This is a genomic window from Pseudomonas parafulva, assembly GCF_000800255.1.
Taxonomy (GTDB): Bacteria; Pseudomonadota; Gammaproteobacteria; order Pseudomonadales; family Pseudomonadaceae; genus Aquipseudomonas; species Aquipseudomonas boreofloridensis.
On sequence record NZ_CP009747.1, the window covers coordinates 600,972 to 618,872 of the forward strand.

14 protein-coding genes are annotated in these 17,901 nt (G+C 62.7%); 9 read left to right on the forward strand and 5 right to left on the reverse strand.

Features of this window, described 5'->3' with window-relative positions:
• Positions 1-242: 242 nt before the first annotated feature.
• From NJ69_RS02665 to NJ69_RS02675, 3 genes are all read left to right on the forward strand, one after another.
• Positions 243-1,886, forward strand: a complete 1,644-nt coding sequence (locus tag NJ69_RS02665) for an acetolactate synthase large subunit (protein ID WP_039576017.1) — start codon at positions 243-245, stop codon at positions 1,884-1,886.
• Positions 1,887-2,063: 177 nt separating this feature from the next.
• Positions 2,064-2,618, forward strand: coding sequence for a UPF0149 family protein (locus NJ69_RS02670; RefSeq protein WP_029612939.1), 555 nt, complete (start codon positions 2,064-2,066; stop codon positions 2,616-2,618).
• A 757-nt stretch (positions 2,619-3,375) separates the two neighbouring features.
• A complete protein-coding gene (locus NJ69_RS02675) occupies positions 3,376-3,837 on the forward strand; it encodes a hypothetical protein (protein ID WP_029612937.1) in 462 nt (153 codons plus the stop codon).
• Positions 3,838-3,902: 65 nt separating this feature from the next.
• Here the strand turns inward: NJ69_RS02675 and NJ69_RS02680 are convergent, their stop codons facing one another.
• Both NJ69_RS02680 and NJ69_RS02685 read right to left on the reverse strand, forming a co-directional pair.
• Positions 3,903-5,156, reverse strand: coding sequence for a ribonucleotide-diphosphate reductase subunit beta (locus NJ69_RS02680; protein ID WP_039576020.1), 1,254 nt, complete (start codon positions 5,154-5,156; stop codon positions 3,903-3,905).
• A 267-nt stretch (positions 5,157-5,423) separates the two neighbouring features.
• A complete protein-coding gene (locus NJ69_RS02685; protein WP_039576021.1) occupies positions 5,424-8,303 on the reverse strand; it encodes a ribonucleoside-diphosphate reductase subunit alpha in 2,880 nt (959 codons plus the stop codon).
• Between the two features lie 675 nt (positions 8,304-8,978).
• Between NJ69_RS02685 and NJ69_RS02690 the strand changes: the two genes are divergently transcribed.
• Positions 8,979-9,680, forward strand: a complete 702-nt coding sequence (locus tag NJ69_RS02690; RefSeq protein WP_039576023.1) for a response regulator transcription factor — start codon at positions 8,979-8,981, stop codon at positions 9,678-9,680.
• A complete protein-coding gene (locus NJ69_RS02695; RefSeq protein WP_039576025.1) occupies positions 9,677-11,281 on the forward strand; it encodes an ATP-binding protein in 1,605 nt (534 codons plus the stop codon). Before NJ69_RS02690 ends, NJ69_RS02695 begins: the two co-directional genes overlap by 4 nt.
• A gap of 3 nt (positions 11,282-11,284) precedes the next feature.
• Here NJ69_RS02695 and NJ69_RS02700 read toward each other — a convergent pair whose 3' ends face one another.
• Positions 11,285-11,986 carry a 4'-phosphopantetheinyl transferase family protein gene (locus tag NJ69_RS02700; protein ID WP_039576026.1) on the reverse strand — a complete coding sequence of 234 codons (702 nt, stop codon included), beginning with the start codon at positions 11,984-11,986 and terminating at the stop codon, positions 11,285-11,287.
• A 51-nt stretch (positions 11,987-12,037) separates the two neighbouring features.
• Positions 12,038-12,829 (reverse strand): dienelactone hydrolase family protein, encoded by a 792-nt coding sequence (locus NJ69_RS02705; protein WP_039576028.1) that lies wholly within the window; start codon positions 12,827-12,829, stop codon positions 12,038-12,040.
• A gap of 138 nt (positions 12,830-12,967) precedes the next feature.
• Here NJ69_RS02705 and NJ69_RS02710 point away from each other — a divergent pair, with 138 nt between their 5' ends.
• From NJ69_RS02710 to NJ69_RS02725, 4 genes are all read left to right on the forward strand, one after another.
• Entirely contained in the window at positions 12,968-13,573 is a 606-nt protein-coding gene (locus tag NJ69_RS02710) for an outer membrane protein (RefSeq protein WP_039576030.1), read from the forward strand.
• Positions 13,574-13,681: 108 nt separating this feature from the next.
• Positions 13,682-14,359, forward strand: a complete 678-nt coding sequence (locus tag NJ69_RS02715) for a response regulator (protein WP_039576032.1) — start codon at positions 13,682-13,684, stop codon at positions 14,357-14,359.
• Entirely contained in the window at positions 14,356-15,702 is a 1,347-nt protein-coding gene (locus tag NJ69_RS02720) for an ATP-binding protein (protein ID WP_029612929.1), read from the forward strand. Before NJ69_RS02715 ends, NJ69_RS02720 begins: the two co-directional genes overlap by 4 nt.
• A 303-nt stretch (positions 15,703-16,005) precedes the next feature.
• The gene (locus NJ69_RS02725; RefSeq protein WP_039576034.1) at positions 16,006-17,331 is read left to right on the forward strand and encodes a dicarboxylate/amino acid:cation symporter; all 1,326 of its coding nucleotides are present in this window, start codon (positions 16,006-16,008) and stop codon (positions 17,329-17,331) included.
• 69 nt (positions 17,332-17,400) lie between these two features.
• Here the strand turns inward: NJ69_RS02725 and NJ69_RS02730 are convergent, their stop codons facing one another.
• A complete protein-coding gene (locus NJ69_RS02730; protein ID WP_039576036.1) occupies positions 17,401-17,895 on the reverse strand; it encodes a SprT family zinc-dependent metalloprotease in 495 nt (164 codons plus the stop codon).
• Positions 17,896-17,901: the final 6 nt, after the last annotated feature.

The window sequence follows — 17,901 nt, forward strand, 5'->3', positions numbered from 1 at the left end:
TTTGTCTTTGGTGCGCTAAAAAAGCGCCACCATCAGTTAGCTGTCTCTTTGCCCTCCGGCCGCCACCCAAGTCTCCTCATCGGTGCGACAATGTTGCTGTCACAATACGTGACTTCCCCGTACCTACCCTGCGTCAAGACTTAGGTTCGGGGCAATCCTGGCACCTGGACCGAGCGATGCCAGCGTAGCGCGCTGCGCATTTCTGGACTTTCACCGTCCTATTACTTGAGGTTAGAAGCAAGATGGCCAAGGCCGCCGATGTCGTTGTGCAATGCCTGGAAAACGAAGGTGTCGAGTATGTGTTCGGCATCCCCGGCGAGGAGAACCTCGACCTGCTCGAATCCCTGCGCAAGTCGAAGATCAAGCTGGTACTGACCCGCCACGAACAATCCGCAGGCTTCATGGCTGCAACCTATGGACGCCTGACCGGCAAGACCGGCGTCAGCCTGTCGACCCTGGGTCCCGGCGCGACCAACTTGGTCACCGCCAGCGCCTACGCCTATCTGGGCGGCATGCCGATGATGATGATCACCGGCCAGAAGCCGATCAAGAAGTCCAAGCAGGGTCGATTCCAGATCATCGACGTGTGCGGCATGATGGACCCCATCACCAAGTACACCCACCAGTTCGCTTCGGCCGACAACATTCCGGCGCGTATGCGCGAAGCCTTCCGCCTGGCCGAAGAAGAGAAACCCGGCGCGGTGCACCTGGAGTTGCCTGAAGACATCGCCGCCGAGCAGACCGATGCCTTGCCGATCCCGCGCAGCCTTCACCGCCGTCCGCTGGCCGAGCACGTGGCCATCGACGCCGCCGTGCAGAAACTGCAGAACGCACGCAATCCGATCCTGGTGATCGGCGCCGGTGCCAACCGCAAGATGACTGCCAAGGTGCTCAAGCAGCTCATCGATAAGACCGGCATCCCGTTCATCACTACGCAGATGGGCAAAGGTGTGGTCGACGAGCGTCACCCGCGTTTCCTGGGCAACGCTGCGCTGTCGTCTGGTGATTTCGTGCACCGCGCTGTCGAAGCGGCCGACCTGATCATCAACATCGGCCACGACGTGATCGAGAAGCCGCCGTTCTTCATGGTCCGCGGCGGTACCGAAGTCATCCACATCAGCTTCCGTTCGGCGGAAGTGGATGCGGTGTACTTCCCGCAGGTCGAAGTGATTGGCGATATCGCCAACGCCGTGTGGCAGATTAGCGAAGCGTTGGGCGACACCTCGCATTGGGACTTCACCCGCCTGATGGCCATCCGTGAAGCCAACGAAGCGCAGATCGTCGAAGGCGCCGACGACGACCGCTTCCCGGTCTACCCACAGCGTCTGGTGGCCGACATCCGTCGCGTGCTGCCGTCCGAAGGCATCGTCGCCCTCGACAACGGCATCTACAAGATCTGGTTCGCCCGCAACTACAAAGCGCACAAACCCAACACCGTGCTACTGGACAACGCCTTGGCGACGATGGGCGCCGGCTTGCCGTCGGCCATGGCATCGCACCTGGTGTACCCGGACCGCCCGGTGATCTCGGTGTGCGGCGATGGCGGCTTCATGATGAACAGTCAGGAGCTGGAAACGGCTGTGCGTCTGGGCATGCACATCACTGTGGTGATCCTGCGCGACGACGGCTACGGCATGATCCGCTGGAAGCAGGCCAACATGGGCTTCACCGATTTCGGCCTGGACTACGGTAACCCCGACTTCGTCAAATACGCCGAAGCCTACGGCGCCAATGGTCACCGCGTGGAAAGCGCCGAAGGGCTGCTGCCGCTGCTGGAGCACTGCATCAAGACGCCAGGCGTGCACGTCATCGATTGCCCGGTCGATTACAGCGAGAACGACCGGATCTTGAATAGCGAGCTGCGTGAGCGCGCACTAGCTGTTTGACTCAGCGACGCCCCCGCCTGTACTACCTCTGGCTAGTGCAGGCGGCTTCTTCCAACTGACCATCGACCTCGAATGTCGGCTGGCTTGGCCACCACTAGCCAGCATGCCCCTTCCAGCAAAATCCTTCCTTCGCCGTGCCTGTGCTAGGGTGCATCTTCCCTTATCCAGGACTGTCCCATGCTGCCCACTCTGAGTGAAAAAGAACTCAATCGTCTTGAAGATCTGTTGATCAGCTACGGTAATGAATACTCAGTGATCAACCTTGCTGAACTCAACGGCTTCTTTACCGCCTTGGCCAGTTCGCCAGTCAAGGTCACGCCTGAACATTGGCTTCCGGCCGTCGCAGGCGGCAAGGTGCCAAAATTCAAGAAGCCCGCCCATGAAGAAGCCTATACCGCGCTGATGTTGCGCTACGCCAGTCAGGTCGCCGAGGAGTTGGCCGATGACCTTGATCGATTCCAACCGCTGTTGGAAGAGAGCGAGACCGAGGAGGGCACGGTCATCGTGCTGGAGGAATGGTGCTTCGGTTACATGCGTGGCACTCAAGTCACTCAATGGCCGACCCTGCCCCGCGAACAGGACGCCTTGCTAAAGGCGATTTCCCTGCACGGTCTTGAAGACAACGTCGAACTGCTCGATACAATGAGCGCCGCGGATCGTCAAGCCTGCGTGCCGCAGTTGCTTGAGGCCATCCGAGCGCTTTATCGTTACCATCATCGGCCCATGCATTGAATAAAGCAGCGTAGGCCAATGTAACCATTTCTTCAGGCCAAACGAGCAATTGTTTCCCGCAGACATGCTCGCGCCAGTTAATTGTGCGCAGGATCAGCCTAACGGTATGGCGTGCTGACGGTATTCGAAGAGTCACTCTGGTCCAATCCTGTATCACAGCGGGAGAGCACATCTGGCTCGGCCGAGGTGCGGAGCCTCATTGATCGTCTAGTGACTTACCTGCGCAGCCACCGGCATCTGATCGAACATTGAGGGTTATCTGAACCAGTGAGCCTATTTGGCTACCTGTGAAAGGTGGGGTCATCACCTCGCTCATCCACACCATCCTGGAGGTACTCTGCGCAACCTGGCCATTAGCCAGATCACCACCGCACCATTGACCTTGCAAGAGGACGCAGGTGTCTGGACTTGTACAACAGCTGGCAAGATGTCGGGCTGCTTGAGAGCATCAGTGCCTAAGGGCTGTTTCGGGTGCAACTGGCCGACTGGCGTCGTCCGCGCTCGCTGCATGATAGCCGCGCGCTGGGGCGCCACCTACCGTTTGTCCGCTGCTGGAGAAGCTGAGCGCCTTCGGTTACCACGGCAACTACGTTCTGGAGATCCTTTCCGAGGGTGTCGTCGACTCGCTGTGGACGAACAAAGTCACATTGGTGCAGGCCGACGAAGCAAGCGCCAGCGTCTTCGCCGCATTGCGCGCTGGCCTACAGGATGCGTAGGCTATAGCCCCGGTAATGATGAACTACAGCGAACCTCCACGATGATTCTGCGTACTCTCCGAAATAGACTCGGTCTGCTGGCCATGCCGCTGCTCGCCGCCTGCAGCGGCCACCAGACAGAGCGTCACGTGGTATACGAGAACACCGTTTACCACTGGCGAATCGAACATGTGGTCCAGCACAACTTTCCTGCGAGCACCCATCAGTATTATCAAGTATTCCTCAACGACCGGCCGCTGGTACTACCGGCCAAGGCATTCAACGACGAGCGCAATATCGAGGTATTTCTGGCAGCAGGCGGTTTCGATATCGCCCACTGGCGCAACAAATCGATCGTCGTGACGTTCGAGAATACTCAAGCTCGTGGCGGGGAAACGATTCGCCTCATTCGTTCGGTGATGATTACGCCCGATTTGAATGAGCGCGATATCATTCTGACGGATCTGCTGACGCAGCAGGAAGTGGTAGTGGAGCGGGTCGAGGCAGATGCCCCACAGCCTTGAGGATGTATTAGGCCCTTCGATACCAATCAAAGGTACAAAAAAGCCACCTTTCGGTGGCTTCTTCATCAATCCCAGCTCAACGCCCCGCCGGTCTGATACTCGATCACGCGCGTCTCGAAGAAGTTCTTCTCCTTCTTCAAGTCCATGATCTCGCTCATCCATGGGAACGGGTTGGTGGTCCCTGGGTACTCTTCTTTAAGACCGATTTGAGTCAGACGACGGTTGGCAATGAACTTGAGGTAGTCCTCCATCATTGCCGCGTTCATGCCCAGCACGCCGCGTGGCATGGTGTCGCGGGCATATTCGATCTCCAGCTGAGTCCCTTGCAGGATCATCTGGGTCGCTTCTTCCTTCATCGCCGCATCCCACAGGTGCGGGTTCTCGATCTTGATCTGGTTGATCACGTCGATACCGAAGTTCAGGTGCATCGACTCGTCGCGCAGGATGTACTGGAACTGCTCGGCGACGCCAGTCATCTTGTTGCGGCGACCCATGGACAGGATCTGGGTGAAGCCGCAGTAGAAGAAGATGCCTTCCAGGACGCAGTAATAGGCGATCAGGTTGCGCAGCAGTTCCTTGTCGGTTTCGACGGTGCCGGTGTTGAATTCCGGATCGGAAATGGCGCGGGTGTACTTCAGGCCCCAGGCGGCTTTTTTCGCCACCGACGGGATCTCGTGGTACATGTTGAAGATCTCGCCTTCATCCATGCCCAGCGACTCGATGCAGTACTGGTAGGCATGGGTGTGGATCGCCTCTTCGAAGGCCTGGCGCAGGATGTACTGGCGGCATTCGGGGTTGGTGATCAGGCGGTAGACGGCCAGGGCCAGGTTGTTGGCGACCAGCGAGTCGGCGGTGGAGAAGAAGCCGAGGTTGCGCATGACGATGCGGCGCTCGTCTTCGGTCAGGCCGTCCATGCTCTTCCACAGTGCGATGTCGGCGGTCATGTTGACCTCTTGCGGCATCCAGTGGTTGGCGCAGCCATCGAGGTACTTCTGCCAGGCCCAATCGTACTTGAAAGGCACGAGTTGGTTGAGGTCGGCGCGGCAGTTGATCATGCGCTTCTCGTCAACGGCGACGCGGGCCGACGAGCCTTCCAGCTCAGCCAGGCCCTCGGCGATGTCGAGGGCGTCGAGGGCGGCCTTGGCGCGCTTCACGGCTTCGGAATCGGCAGCGGTGGCGGCACGGGCTTCCAGGGCGGCGGCACCACCGGCGCTGTCCAGCTTGTCCAGGGTGGCGGCGGCGTGGGCCTGTGCGGGGGTGTTGCCTTTGGCGGCGACTTCGCCGTCATCTTCTTTGTCGAATTCGTCCCAGCTCAGCATGCTAAGTGCTCCTGCTTGAGGGCCATCTCTGGAGTATGGCCGGTGGATCTTGGTTGCGCTGCTTTGGTCCCGAAGGGGGTACTACCGTGCACGCAAATCTGATTGCCCTTTGAGAGGCTGGCCCAGGCAATGGCGCCCAGGCTTATTGTGTTTGGCTGTGGGGCAGGCGACGGCAATGCCGGCCGCGTCGCGGGTAAACCCGCTGCCACAGGGTTCCGTGTGGTGACACGGAAAAAGAGGCTTCCCGGGGGAAGCCTCAGCCAAGCCTTACTGGCAGGCTTCGCAATCCGGCTCGTCGATGGCGCAGGCCTTCGGCACTGGCGCAGGGCCTGCGGCCTGGACCGGGGCGCTGTCGCCGCCGCTGGAAACGGCGTTGAGCTTGCCGGTGTTGATGGTCGATTTTTCGGTGCTGGTGGCGGCCAGGGCACGGAGGTAGTAGGTGGTCTTCAGACCACGGTACCAAGCCATGCGGTAGGTCACGTCCAGCTTCTTGCCCGAGGCGCCGGCGATGTACAGGTTCAGCGACTGAGCCTGGTCGATCCACTTCTGGCGACGCGAGGCGGCATCGACGATCCACTTGGTGTCGACTTCGAAGGCCGTGGCGTACAGGTCTTTGAGCTCCTGCGGGATACGCTCGATCTGCTGCACCGAACCGTCGTAGTACTTCAGGTCGTTGATCATCACCGAGTCCCACAGGTCGCGGGCTTTCAGGTCGCGGACCAGGTACGGGTTGATCACGGTGAACTCGCCCGACAGGTTCGACTTGACGTACAGGTTCTGGTAGGTCGGTTCGATCGACTGCGATACGCCGGTGATGTTGGCGATGGTCGCGGTCGGTGCGATGGCCATGATGTTCGAGTTGCGGATGCCTTTCTTGACCCGATCGCGCACCGGAGCCCAGTCCAGCGACTCTTCCAGGTTGACGTCGATGTACTTGGCGCCACGGGCCTCGATCAGGATCTGCTGCGAGTCCAGCGGCAGGATCCCTTGGGACCACAGGGAACCGTCGAAGGTCTGGTAGGCGCCGCGCTCGTCGGCCAGGTCACACGAGGCCTGGATGGCGTAGTAGCTGACCGCCTCCATGGACTTGTCGGCGAACTCGACGGCCGCGTCCGAGCCGTACGGGATGTGCTGCAGGTACAGCGCGTCCTGGAAGCCCATGATGCCCAGGCCGACCGGACGGTGCTTGAAGTTCGAGTTCTGCGCCTGGGGCACCGAGTAGTAGTTGATGTCGATCACGTTGTCGAGCATGCGCACGGCGGTCTTGACGGTACGCGCCAGTTTCGCGGTGTCCAGCTTGCCGTCGGCGATGTGGTTTGGCAGGTTGATAGACCCCAGGTTGCACACGGCGATTTCGTCGGCGTTGGTGTTCAGGGTGATCTCGGTGCACAGGTTCGAGCTGTGCACCACGCCCACGTGCTGCTGCGGCGAGCGCAGGTTACACGGGTCCTTGAAGGTCAGCCAAGGGTGGCCGGTCTCGAACAGCATCGACAGCATCTTGCGCCACAGGTCTTTGGCCTGGACGGTCTTGAACACCTTGATCTTGTTGTACTCGGTCAGGGCTTCGTAGTACTCGTAGCGTTCTTCGAAGGCCTTACCAGTCAGGTCGTGCAGGTCCGGCACTTCCGAAGGCGAGAACAGGGTCCATTTGCCGTCGTCGAAGACACGCTTCATGAACAGGTCTGGAATCCAGTTGGCGGTGTTCATGTCGTGGGTACGACGACGGTCGTCACCGGTGTTCTTGCGCAGCTCGAGGAATTCCTCGATATCCAGGTGCCAGGTTTCCAGGTAGGCGCAGACCGCGCCCTTGCGCTTGCCACCCTGGTTGACGGCCACGGCGGTGTCGTTGACCACCTTGAGGAAGGGCACGACGCCCTGCGACTTGCCGTTGGTGCCCTTGATGTACGAACCCAAAGCACGCACCGGGGTCCAGTCGTTGCCCAGGCCACCGGCGAATTTGGACAGCATGGCGTTGTCGTGGATGGCCTTGTAGATGCCCGACAGGTCGTCCGGAACGGTGGTCAGGTAGCAGCTCGACAGCTGCGGACGCAGGGTACCGGCGTTGAACAGGGTCGGGGTCGAGGCCATGTAGTCGAACGACGACAACAGGTTGTAGAACTCGATGGCACGGGCTTCGCGGTCTTTTTCCTGCAGCGCCAGGCCCATGGCCACGCGCATGAAGAACACCTGCGGCAGTTCGAAGCGCACGCCATCCTTGTGGATGAAGTAACGGTCGTAAAGGGTCTGCAGGCCCAGGTAGGTGAACTGCTGGTCACGCTCGTGGTTGATGGCCTTGCCCAGGCGCTCCAGGTCGTAGCCCTTGAGAGCCGGGTCGAGCAGCTCGAACTCGACGCCTTTCGCGACGTAGGCTGGCAGGGCCTTGGCATACAGCTCGGCCATCTCGTGGTGGGTGGCGCTGTCGGCCACGCCGAGGAAGCCCAGGCCTTCGGCGCGCAGGGTGTCCATCAGCAGGCGGGCGGTGACGAACGAGTAGTTCGGCTCGCGTTCGACCAGGGTACGGGCGGTCATCACCAGGGCGGTGTTGACGTCCTTGAGGGCCACGCCGTCGTAGAGGTTCTTCAGGGTGTCGCGCTGGATCAGTTCGCCATCGACTTCGGCCAGGCCTTCGCAGGCTTCGCTGATGATGGTGTTCAGGCGCGCCATGTCCAGCGGCGCCAGGCTGCCGTCGGCCAGGGTGATGCGGATGCTCGGGTGCGGCTCGACCACCGAATCGGTGTTGGCGCGAGTGGCACGCTCTTTGGCGCGCTGGTCACGGTAGATCACGTAGTCGCGGGCGACTTTCTGCTCGCCGGCGCGCATCAGGGCCAGTTCGACCTGATCCTGGATTTCTTCGATGTGGATGGTGCCACCCGACGGCATGCGACGCTTGAACGTGGCGGTGACCTGTTCGGTCAGGCGCGCGACGGTGTCGTGGATACGCGACGAAGCGGCGGCGGTGCCGCCTTCAACTGCGAGGAACGCCTTGGTGATGGCAACGGTGATCTTGTCGTCGGTGTAGGCCACGACAGTGCCGTTACGCTTGATCACGCGCAGTTGGCCCGGAGCGGTCGCAGCCAGATCCTGATTCGAATCGGTGGCCTGCGGCGCCTTGGCCTGCGGGTTCTCGCGAGTTGTGTCGGTGTGCATGGGTGGGTGTCTCCACAGTTTCTATAGTGTTCGGGCGCCTTGTGGGCGCCCACCGTTCCATCCAGTCAGTTAGCTCGGCCCGTGGGCGGACGGCACGCGAAGGTGCGTCGGCCACTCGGGCTTACCGACTTCGGGACAGACTCAGGAATAAGGGCAATCGCTTGCCGCTCCCTGGCCGAAGTCAAAGATCCTGGGCGAGCCCAGGAACTGTTGCTGTTGGGTGTCAGGCCATGCCTGCAACACCCATACCCGAACAAGGCCACGGGGGCTTGCCTCGGTCGCGCCTGTGCAGGAGCGGTTTGGCTGCTGAAATCAGCGTAAGTTCCGGCAGAAAAATCGCTTGAGTTTCTGCGTTGACTTATGGTTGTGCTCAAGGTCGAAGCCACAACATGTAGTGGTTCGCCGCGCTGGGGATACAAGATAATGCGGTATGGGGGGTATTGCAAGGCAGCGGGCTGTGGATATCTTGTGGGTACTTTGTGAGTGAATAGCCGACCGCCGCTGTAGGCCTAGTCGCTACAGGTCCGGACGTTTTTTTGCGCTATCCGGACCTGTGCAAGAAGCTGCCGAGTGGTTGGCAGTCACTACGGCTGGACGTAGTATCCGAGGGCAACATTACCCTCTGTCCTATAGGTCAGGATGCCCCCGACCACCACAACAAGAAGGGAGAAGGCGATGGAACAGCCCCTCCAGCGCATCCTCATCGTCGAGGACGATCAGCGTCTGGCCGACCTCACTGCCGAGTACTTGCAGGGTAATGGTTTCGAGGTGGCGGTCGAGCATGATGGCGCGCGGGCCGTGCGGCGTATCCTCGACAGCCAGCCCGATCTCGTGGTGCTCGACCTGATGCTGCCTGGCGAAGACGGTTTGAGCATTTGCCGAAAGGTCCGTGGTCAGTTCGCCAATCCCATCCTCATGCTGACAGCGCGCAGTGACGAACTCGATCAGGTCCAGGGCCTGGACCTGGGCGCCGACGATTACGTGTGCAAGCCGGTGCGCCCGCGTCTGCTGCTGGCGCGCATCAATGCGCTGCTGCGACGTAGCGACGCGCCTCTGGGCAAGGCCCACAGCCTGTGCTTCGGTGCACTGCGCATCGACAACCGTGCGCGCGAGGCCTGGCTGGGCGAGCAGGCCATCGAGCTGACCGGCGCGGAGTTCGACCTGCTCTGGTTGCTGGCCAGCCATGCCGGTCGGGTGCTGTCGCGCGAGCAGATCTGCACGTCGCTGCGCGGCGTCGGTTATGACGGCCAGGACCGCTCCATCGATATCCGCATCTCCAAGATTCGCCCGAAGATCGGCGACGATCCTGTACACCCGCGCCTGATCAAGACGCTGCGCAGCAAGGGTTATCTGTTCGTCGGCGATGTCGGGCCATGAATTCGATCTTCCTGCGCATTTATGGCGGCATGCTGGCGGTGCTGGTATTGGTCGCCGTGCTCGGGGTCCTGAGCCTACAGCTGGTCAACCACGTGCGTGCCGCGCAGTACCGAGAGGATCTGGCGCAAGGCACCTTCAGTCTGATGGCGGACAACCTGGCGCTGCAGAGCGAGGTCGAGCGCAAGCGATCGCTGGTGATCTGGGAGCGGCTGCTCGGCGTGCCACTGGATCTGCTGGCGCTGTCCGCGCAACCCCTGGATGCCGGCCAACGCAGCCGTCTGGCGCGTGGTCTGGTGGTGGTCGAAAAGACCGGGCCGCACGCGGCCAAGGTACTGCGCCAGTTGGCCCAGGAGGACCAGGTGCTGGTGGCACAGGTCAAGCAGATCAGCGAGCAACTCGCCCGCGCGACGTTGTACCTGCTGGCCGACGAGCTGGTGCGCTACCCGGTGACCGAGCAGCCACAGCGCCTGGCGCAGATCCGTCAGAGCAAAGGGTTTGGTTTCGACATCGGCTTGCAGCGCATCGAGCGCGCGGATCTGGACGACGATCAGCGACGGCGGGTGGAGGAGGGCGACACGGTGATGGCGTTGAGCCGCGACGGGGACGCCATCCGCGTGTTCTCTGGACTGTCCGGCTCGCCCTGGGTGCTGGAGATTGGACCACTCTACCCGTTCAAACCCTATCCAGCGGCATTGCTGGTGTTGATCGCGGCAGTGGGTTTGTGCTTGATCGGTTTGGTGGTCTACCTGCTGGTGCGTCAGCTCGAGCGCCGCGTCTCGGGGCTCGAACTGGCGGCCTCACACATCGCCCAGGGCAGCCTGCAGACGCGGGTGCCGGCCGGCGATGCCGACTCGGTCGGACGCCTGGCCGCAGCGTTCAACCGCATGGCCGAGCACTTGCAGCGCTCGCTGAGCATGCAGCGCGAGCTGGTGCGTGCGGTGTCACACGAATTGCGCACGCCGGTGGCACGCCTGCGTTTCGGCTTGGAGATGATCGAGGAGGCCGACACCGAACAGGCGCGGGCCAAGCACCTGGCGGGGATGGACAGCGACATCCAGGACTTGGACCGGCTGGTCGACGAGATGCTCACCTATGCCCGCCTGGAACAAGGCGCCCCGGCCCTTCATTTCGAGCGCGTCGATGTACGGCAATTGCTGGACAGGATCGTGGCCGAGCTGGCCCCGTTGCGCGCGGATATCCGGGTGACGCAAGCTGAGGATCCAGACCGTGACGGCGCGCCACGGTGGGTCGAAGCCGAGCCGCGTTATCTGCACCGCGCGTTGCAGAATCTGGTAGGCAATGCGTTGCGCCACGCCGAGTCGCAGGTGCGCTTGAGTTACCAGCTCGACGCGCAGCGCTGCCGCATCGACGTGGAAGACGACGGGCCGGGCATTCCGGAGGGGTTCTGGGACCGCATCTTCACGCCGTTCACGCGCCTGGACGACAGCCGCACCCGCGCCTCGGGCGGTCACGGTCTGGGACTGTCGATCGTGCGGCGGATCATCTATTGGCATGGTGGGCGGGCACTGGTTGGGCGCAGCGAAGGCCTGGGCGGCGCCTGCTTCAGCTTGAGCTGGCCCGCCCGGCAGCCGCGCCACTGAGGGTCAGGCGCTGACCAGACTGAGCAGATGGCCGTCCTGCACACAGTACTGACCCGCCAGCTCGCGGCCGCTGCGCCATTCGGCCGACAGATCGGTGAGCAGGCGCAAGCGCGCGTGGCCGTCGGCGCTCCATTCGAGCAGCTCGGCGTGCTCGAAGTAAAAGCGCTTGAGCGTCAGCGGATAGAGCGCTTTGAACAAGCTTTCCTTGAGCGAAAAGGTCAGCGTCACGCTTAGGCCGATCTGCGCCGGATCCAGGCGCTGCAATTCGCTGGGGGTGAGGATTTCAGCGGCCAGGCGCTCGGCGCGCGCGTCGTCGAGCAGGCTTTCCTGATCGATGCCGATGCCCTGGCAGGCCGTGGCGGGCGCGACTACGGCGGCGGCCCAGCCCTGGCCGTGGGTGATGGAACCACGGATGTCCCCAGGCCAGATGGGCGAGCGGTCCTCATGGGTGCCGGGCACGTGATCGCGACCGTCGAGGTGCTGAAGAGCCGCACGCGCACAGACGCGCCCGGCCAGGTACTCGGCCTGGCGCTTGGCCACCGAGCGTTGCAGGCTGGTGCTCTGCTCGATGCCGGCGCGCTGGAAGTCGTCGGCGGCCAGGCGCTGGGGATCGAAGGCGCAACTGACCAGCACCGCGTCGGGCACGGGCTGGGGCAGGGGCCAGTGGTGCTGGAGCGGGGCGCAGCAGATAGGCAGTCTGTTCATGGGCGCTATTGTGCCATCTGCCGGGCCCGCCCCGCACGCCGGGCTGACCGCCTACTTGAAGGCCTGTTTGAAGAACGCCTGCATATCCCGCCAGGAGCTTTCATCAGCAGCCTTGTCATAGCCGATGTCCGGCCCGCCATGCTCGCCATGGCTCAGGCGGTCGGCGTCGGGGTTGGTGAAGCCGTGCTTGGCACCGGGAATGCCGACGAACGTCATGTCGGCACCGGCAGCGGCCATTTCCTGCTTGAAAGCCTCCACCTGCTGCGGTGTGACCATGCTGTCGGCTTCGCCATGCTCGACCAGAATCTTGGCCCTGACCACGCCTGGCTGGGCGGGTGTCTGGGTGACCAGCGCGCCATGGAAGCTCACCACGCCATCGAGCTTCTCGCCCCGGCGAGCGGCATCGAGCACCACCTTGCCGCCGAAGCAGTAACCCACTGCACCCAGCTCATGCTTGTTGGTGTTGGGTTGCAGCTTGAGCAGCGCCAGGCCCGCGTCGAAGCGCCGCGCGGCCGCAGCCGGGTCCTTCAGCGCGGCGGCCATGAAGGCCTGGGCGTCCTGTGGGTGCTCGGTGTGCTTGCCGTCGCCATACATGTCGATGGCCAGCGCGTTGTAGCCCAACGCGGCAAGGTCGCGGGCGCGACGCTTGGCGTAATCGTTCAGCCCCCACCACTCGTGCACCACGACGATGCCGGGGCGCTTGCCATCGAGGGCGTCGTCATAGGCGTAGTAGCCGATCAGCGGCGTGCCGTCGGCGTCCTGGTAGCGAATCTCGCGGGTCTGTACCGCCGCCTGGGCGAGGGCGGCGCTGCACATCAGGGCCAGGGCAAGCAGGAAACGCATGGGGGATCTCCAGGTGCGGGTGCTGTTCACGTTCGGTTCGTTCAGCCGAGGTTCAGTCGGGGTTCAGGGGCGGTTCAGGCTGCCCTGCTTACTCTAGCCCTCACACCCACACAGCGCACCTCACTGGAGAAACAAAGCATGAAAGCACTCAATACCCTGATGGTCGCCATGGCTGTCTGCGCCTCCGGCTTCACCGCTACCTCCCAGGCCGACGACACGTTCGCCAGCGTGACTTACGGCCAGACCAGCGACAAGATTCGCAAGTCCGGTCTGCTGCAACGCAACACCGATCACCTCAACACCGACGGCATCATCAACAAGGACGGCACCTGGGGCCTGCGGGTCGGGCAGATGAATGACCAAGGCCGTTACTACCTGACCTACGACAACGTCTCCAACAGCCATAGCGGCATCAAGCTGCGCCAGGAAAACCTGCTTGGCAGCTACGACCTGTTCCTGCCGGTCACCGATACCGCCAAGCTGTTCGGCGGTGCCAGCCTGGGCATGACCAAAATGACCCAGACCTCATCCGGCTACAGCCGCGACACCAACTACGGCTACGCCGCCGGGCTGCAGGCCGGTGTGATCCAGCAGGTCACCGACAACACCTCGGTGGAACTGGGCTACCGCTACCTGCGCACCAACGCCTCCACCGAACTCACGCCCCACGCCGGCAACAAGGAAGGTGCACTGCGCCTGACCAGCAGCGCCCAGACCTACCTGGCCGCCACCTACAAGTTCTGACGCGACAGGCTCGACGAAACCGGCTGGGGGTCCCCCTGCCGGTTCGCTGTTATGCTGTGCCAGCCCGCCTTTAGTTCAGGCGGGGCGAGAGAAACCAAGGAGAACGACATGAAGTTGCTGGTGGTCGAGGATGAAGCGCTGCTGCGTCACCACCTGTACACACGACTGGGCGAGACCGGACATGTGGTCCAGGCAGTCGGCGATGCCGAGGAGGCGCTGTACCAGGCCGGCCAGTACAACCACGATCTCGCCGTCATCGACCTTGGGCTGCCGGGCATGAGCGGCCTGGACCTGATCCGCCAACTGCGCAGCCAGGACAAGACTTTTCCCATCCTGATTCTCACCGCCCGCGGCAACTGGCAAGACAAGGTCGAGGGCCTGGCCGCGGGGGCCGACGACTACGTGGTCAAGCCTTTCCAGTTCGAGGAACTGGAAGCCCGCCTGAACGCGCTGCTGCGCCGCTCCAGCGGGTTCACCCAGTCGACCATCTCCGCCGGGCCTTTGGTGCTGGACCTCAATCGCAAGCAGGCCACCCTCGACGAGCAGCCGCTGGCACTGACCGCCTACGAGTACCGCATCCTCGAATACCTCATGCGTCATCACCAGCAGGTGGTGGCCAAGGATCGACTGATGGAACAGCTTTACCCGGACGACGAGGAGCGTGATCCGAACGTCATCGAGGTGCTGGTCGGTCGGCTGCGCCGCAAGCTCGAGGGCGACAACGGCTTCAAACCGATCGACACCGTTCGCGGCCTGGGCTACCTGTTCACCGAGCGCTGCCGATGATTCGTTCGCTGCGCGTGCGCCTGATGCTGGCCGCCGCCGTGCTGGCGCTGCTGTTCATGCTGGCGCTGCTGCCGGCCTTGCAGAAGGCCTTCAGCCTGGCCTTGCAGGAGTCGATCGAGCAGCGCCTGGCCTCGGACATCACCACGCTGATTTCTGCCGCGCGCGTCGAGCACGGCCATTTGCAGATGCCCGATCTGCTGCCTGACGAGCGCTACAACCTGCCCAGCGTCGGCCTGCTCGGCTACATCTTCGACCGAGAAGGGCGTCTGGTGTGGCGTTCGCGTGCCACCACCGACCGGCACATCAACTACCAGCCCCGCTATGACGGCCATGGCAACGAGTTCGCCCGAATCCGCCAGGACAATGGCGACGAATTCTTCGTCTATGACGTGGAAGTCAAGCTGCTCGGTGGTCGCAGCGCAGCATTCAGCATCGTCGCCCTGCAACCGGTGCGCGAGTACCAGCACACCCTCGACGGCCTGCGCGAGAAGCTCTACTTGGGCTTTGGCGCGGCCTTGCTGGCGCTGATGGTGTTGCTGTGGGCCGGCCTGACCTGGGGGCTGCGTTCACTGCGCAGGCTCAGCCACGAACTGGACGAGGTGGAGAGCGGCGCCCGCGAGGGCCTGAGTCGCGAGCATCCGCGCGAACTGCTGCGCCTGACTGGCTCGCTCAACCGGCTGCTGCACAGCGAGCGCGAACAACGCCAGCGCTACCGCGATTCGCTGGACGACCTGGCGCACAGCTTGAAGACGCCGCTGGCGGTGTTGCAAGGCATGGGCGAGAGCATGGGGCGCGGCGGTGGCGAGCGTGAACAGGCGCGCGTGCTGCAGAGCCAGATCGAGCGCATGAGTCAGCAGATCGACTACCAATTGCAGCGCGCCAGCCTGCGCAAGAGTGGCCTGGTGCGACACCAGGTGCGCCTGGCGCCGGTGCTCGACAGCTTGTGCAGCACCTTGGACAAGGTGTATCGCGACAAGCGCGTGGCGGTGACACTGAACGTTGCGCCGCAGGCGCGCGTGCCGATCGAGGAGGGCGCCTTGCTCGAACTGCTCGGCAACTTGCTGGAGAACGCCTATCGCCTGTGCCTTGAGCAGGTGCGGGTGAGCTTCGAGACGTTGCCGGGCCAGCAGGTGCTGTGCATCGAAGACGACGGCCCCGGTGTCCCGGCCGATCAACGTGAGCGGATTCTGCAGCGCGGTGAGCGCCTGGATCGCCAGCATCCAGGTCAGGGCATCGGCCTGGCGGTGGTCAAAGATATCATCGACAGCTTCGACGGGCGCCTGACGCTCGAGGATTCGCCGCTCGGCGGCGCCGCGTTCAGGATCACCTTCAACCAGGAATGATCCGCCCAGGTTTCGCTGGCCTTGGGCGGATTTCCGCCACTCAGGGTGTACGAATTTCGCCACAGGGCGGAATTCCGCCATATCCTACACGTCTTGTTGCCCTGTCCTTGGGCAGAAACTTCCCGTAAACACTCGTGTTGCACCCGGATCGGGCATTTTGGCATCAGCCTTGCTAAAGGTTTGTCAGAGACCTGCCCAGGCAGCTCTAACACAATGACAAATCCCTCCAGGTGCAGGAGGGTTCGCGCTTTAGGTGCCTCGCCCTGGGAAGGGTGAATCGGCACACTTGAGGAAGATCACGCCATGACGAAACGTCAGCCGCTGTACAAATCCCTGTATTTCCAGGTGATCGTTGCCATCACCATCGGTATTCTGCTCGGCCATTTCTATCCGGAAACCGGCGTCGCCCTCAAACCGCTGGGTGACGGCTTCGTCAAACTGATCAAGATGGTCATCGCTCCGATCATCTTCTGTACCGTGGTCAGCGGCATCGCCGGCATGCAGAGCATGAAGTCGGTTGGCAAGACCGGCGGCTACGCACTCCTGTACTTCGAGATCGTTTCCACCATCGCCCTGATCATCGGCCTGATCGTGGTCAACGTGGTCCAGCCTGGCGCCGGCATGCACGTCGACGTCAGCACCCTGAACGCCAGCAGCGTCGCGGCCTACGCCTCGGCCGGTGCGCAGCAGACCACCGTCGGCTTCCTGCTCAACGTGATCCCGGCCACCGTGGTCGGTGCCTTCGCCAACGGCGACATTCTGCAAGTGCTGATGTTCTCGGTGCTGTTCGGCTTCGCCCTGCACCGCCTGGGCAGCTACGGCAAACCGCTGCTGGAGATGATCGATCGCTTCGCCCATGTGATGTTCAACATCATCAACATGATCATGAAGCTGGCGCCGGTCGGTGCCTTCGGTGCCATGGCCTTCACCATCGGCCAGTACGGTGTCGGTTCGCTGGTGCAACTGGGCTACCTGATGGCCTGCTTCTATATCACCTGCCTGTTGTTCGTGCTGGTGGTGCTGGGCGCCATCTGCCGCGCCCACGGCTTCAGCGTCCTCAAGCTGATCCGCTACATCCGCGAAGAGCTGCTGATCGTGCTGGGTACGTCTTCGTCGGAGTCGGCCCTGCCACGCATGCTGACCAAGATGGAGCGCCTGGGCGCGAAGAAATCCGTCGTTGGCCTGGTGATCCCGACCGGCTACTCGTTCAACCTGGACGGCACCTCGATCTACCTGACCATGGCTGCGGTGTTCATCGCCCAGGCCACCGACACCACCATGGACATCACTCACCAGATCACCCTGCTGCTGGTGCTGCTGGTCGCCTCCAAAGGGGCTGCGGGTGTGACCGGTTCGGGCTTCATCGTCCTGGCCGCCACCCTGTCGGCGGTCGGTCACCTGCCGGTTGCTGGCTTGGCGCTGATCCTCGGGATCGACCGCTTCATGTCCGAAGCCCGTGCGCTGACCAACCTGGTCGGTAACGCCGTTGCCACCGTCGTGGTCGCCAAGTGGGTCAAGGAGCTGGATACCGACAAGCTGCAGTCCGAGCTGGCCTCCGGTGGCTCGCCGCTGGTCGAGACTCGTCCGACCGACGATCTGGGCGTAGCCGAAGGCCCGGCCGTGCGTTGATCGTGGTGGTAGTGCGATAAAGGAAGGCGACCCTCGGGTCGCCTTTTTCATGGCCAGCGCGGCTGGTGCTTACTCGACTCGGGTCTGTCCGCTGAAGACCAGCACTTGCCGACAGCGCCGACACAGGTAGCGGCGCCCCTGGCGTACCAGTGTGTGGCGCTGGGCGGTGAAGGCGAAGTCGCTGTCCGGGCAGGGGCAGCGATAGATGTAGCGCGTGGCCACGCGACGCTGCACTTCGTAGCGGTGGCAGCGCTCGGGCGGCAGCTCGTAGACCCCGCGCATGATCAACTGCCATTCCTCGCCGTGGGCCTGGATGCGGTCGCCGAACAGCTGGTGAGCGATCAGGTGCGCCACTTCATGGGCCACGGTCTGGCGCAGGAAGTCGTCGTGGTTCTCGCGGTACAACTGCAGGTTGAAGCGCAGCAGGTTTTCATGCAGATGGGCGACGCCGGCCTTCTGCCCGCGCAGCTTGAAGCTGACCTGCGGGCGCGGGAAGGTGCGTTTGAAAAAGGTTTCGGCTAGCTGGTAACAGGTTTCGACGCGTTGCGTGAGCAGCTCGGGCATGGCGGG

Coding starts and splice junctions, on each gene's coding strand:
- NJ69_RS02665 (WP_039576017.1), top strand. CDS start 243: ATGGCCAAGGCCGCCGATGTCGTTGTGCAATGCCTGGAAAACGAAGGT.
- NJ69_RS02685 (WP_039576021.1), bottom strand. CDS start 8,303: ATGCACACCGACACAACTCGCGAGAACCCGCAGGCCAAGGCGCCGCAG.
- NJ69_RS02710 (WP_039576030.1), top strand. CDS start 12,968: ATGAAAGCACTCAATACCCTGATGGTCGCCATGGCTGTCTGCGCCTCC.
- NJ69_RS02700 (WP_039576026.1), bottom strand. CDS start 11,986: ATGAACAGACTGCCTATCTGCTGCGCCCCGCTCCAGCACCACTGGCCC.
- NJ69_RS02730 (WP_039576036.1), bottom strand. CDS start 17,895: ATGCCCGAGCTGCTCACGCAACGCGTCGAAACCTGTTACCAGCTAGCC.
- NJ69_RS02720 (WP_029612929.1), top strand. CDS start 14,356: ATGATTCGTTCGCTGCGCGTGCGCCTGATGCTGGCCGCCGCCGTGCTG.
- NJ69_RS02725 (WP_039576034.1), top strand. CDS start 16,006: ATGACGAAACGTCAGCCGCTGTACAAATCCCTGTATTTCCAGGTGATC.
- NJ69_RS02690 (WP_039576023.1), top strand. CDS start 8,979: ATGGAACAGCCCCTCCAGCGCATCCTCATCGTCGAGGACGATCAGCGT.
- NJ69_RS02695 (WP_039576025.1), top strand. CDS start 9,677: ATGAATTCGATCTTCCTGCGCATTTATGGCGGCATGCTGGCGGTGCTG.
- NJ69_RS02670 (WP_029612939.1), top strand. CDS start 2,064: ATGCTGCCCACTCTGAGTGAAAAAGAACTCAATCGTCTTGAAGATCTG.
- NJ69_RS02680 (WP_039576020.1), bottom strand. CDS start 5,156: ATGCTGAGCTGGGACGAATTCGACAAAGAAGATGACGGCGAAGTCGCC.
- NJ69_RS02715 (WP_039576032.1), top strand. CDS start 13,682: ATGAAGTTGCTGGTGGTCGAGGATGAAGCGCTGCTGCGTCACCACCTG.
- NJ69_RS02705 (WP_039576028.1), bottom strand. CDS start 12,829: ATGCGTTTCCTGCTTGCCCTGGCCCTGATGTGCAGCGCCGCCCTCGCC.
- NJ69_RS02675 (WP_029612937.1), top strand. CDS start 3,376: ATGATTCTGCGTACTCTCCGAAATAGACTCGGTCTGCTGGCCATGCCG.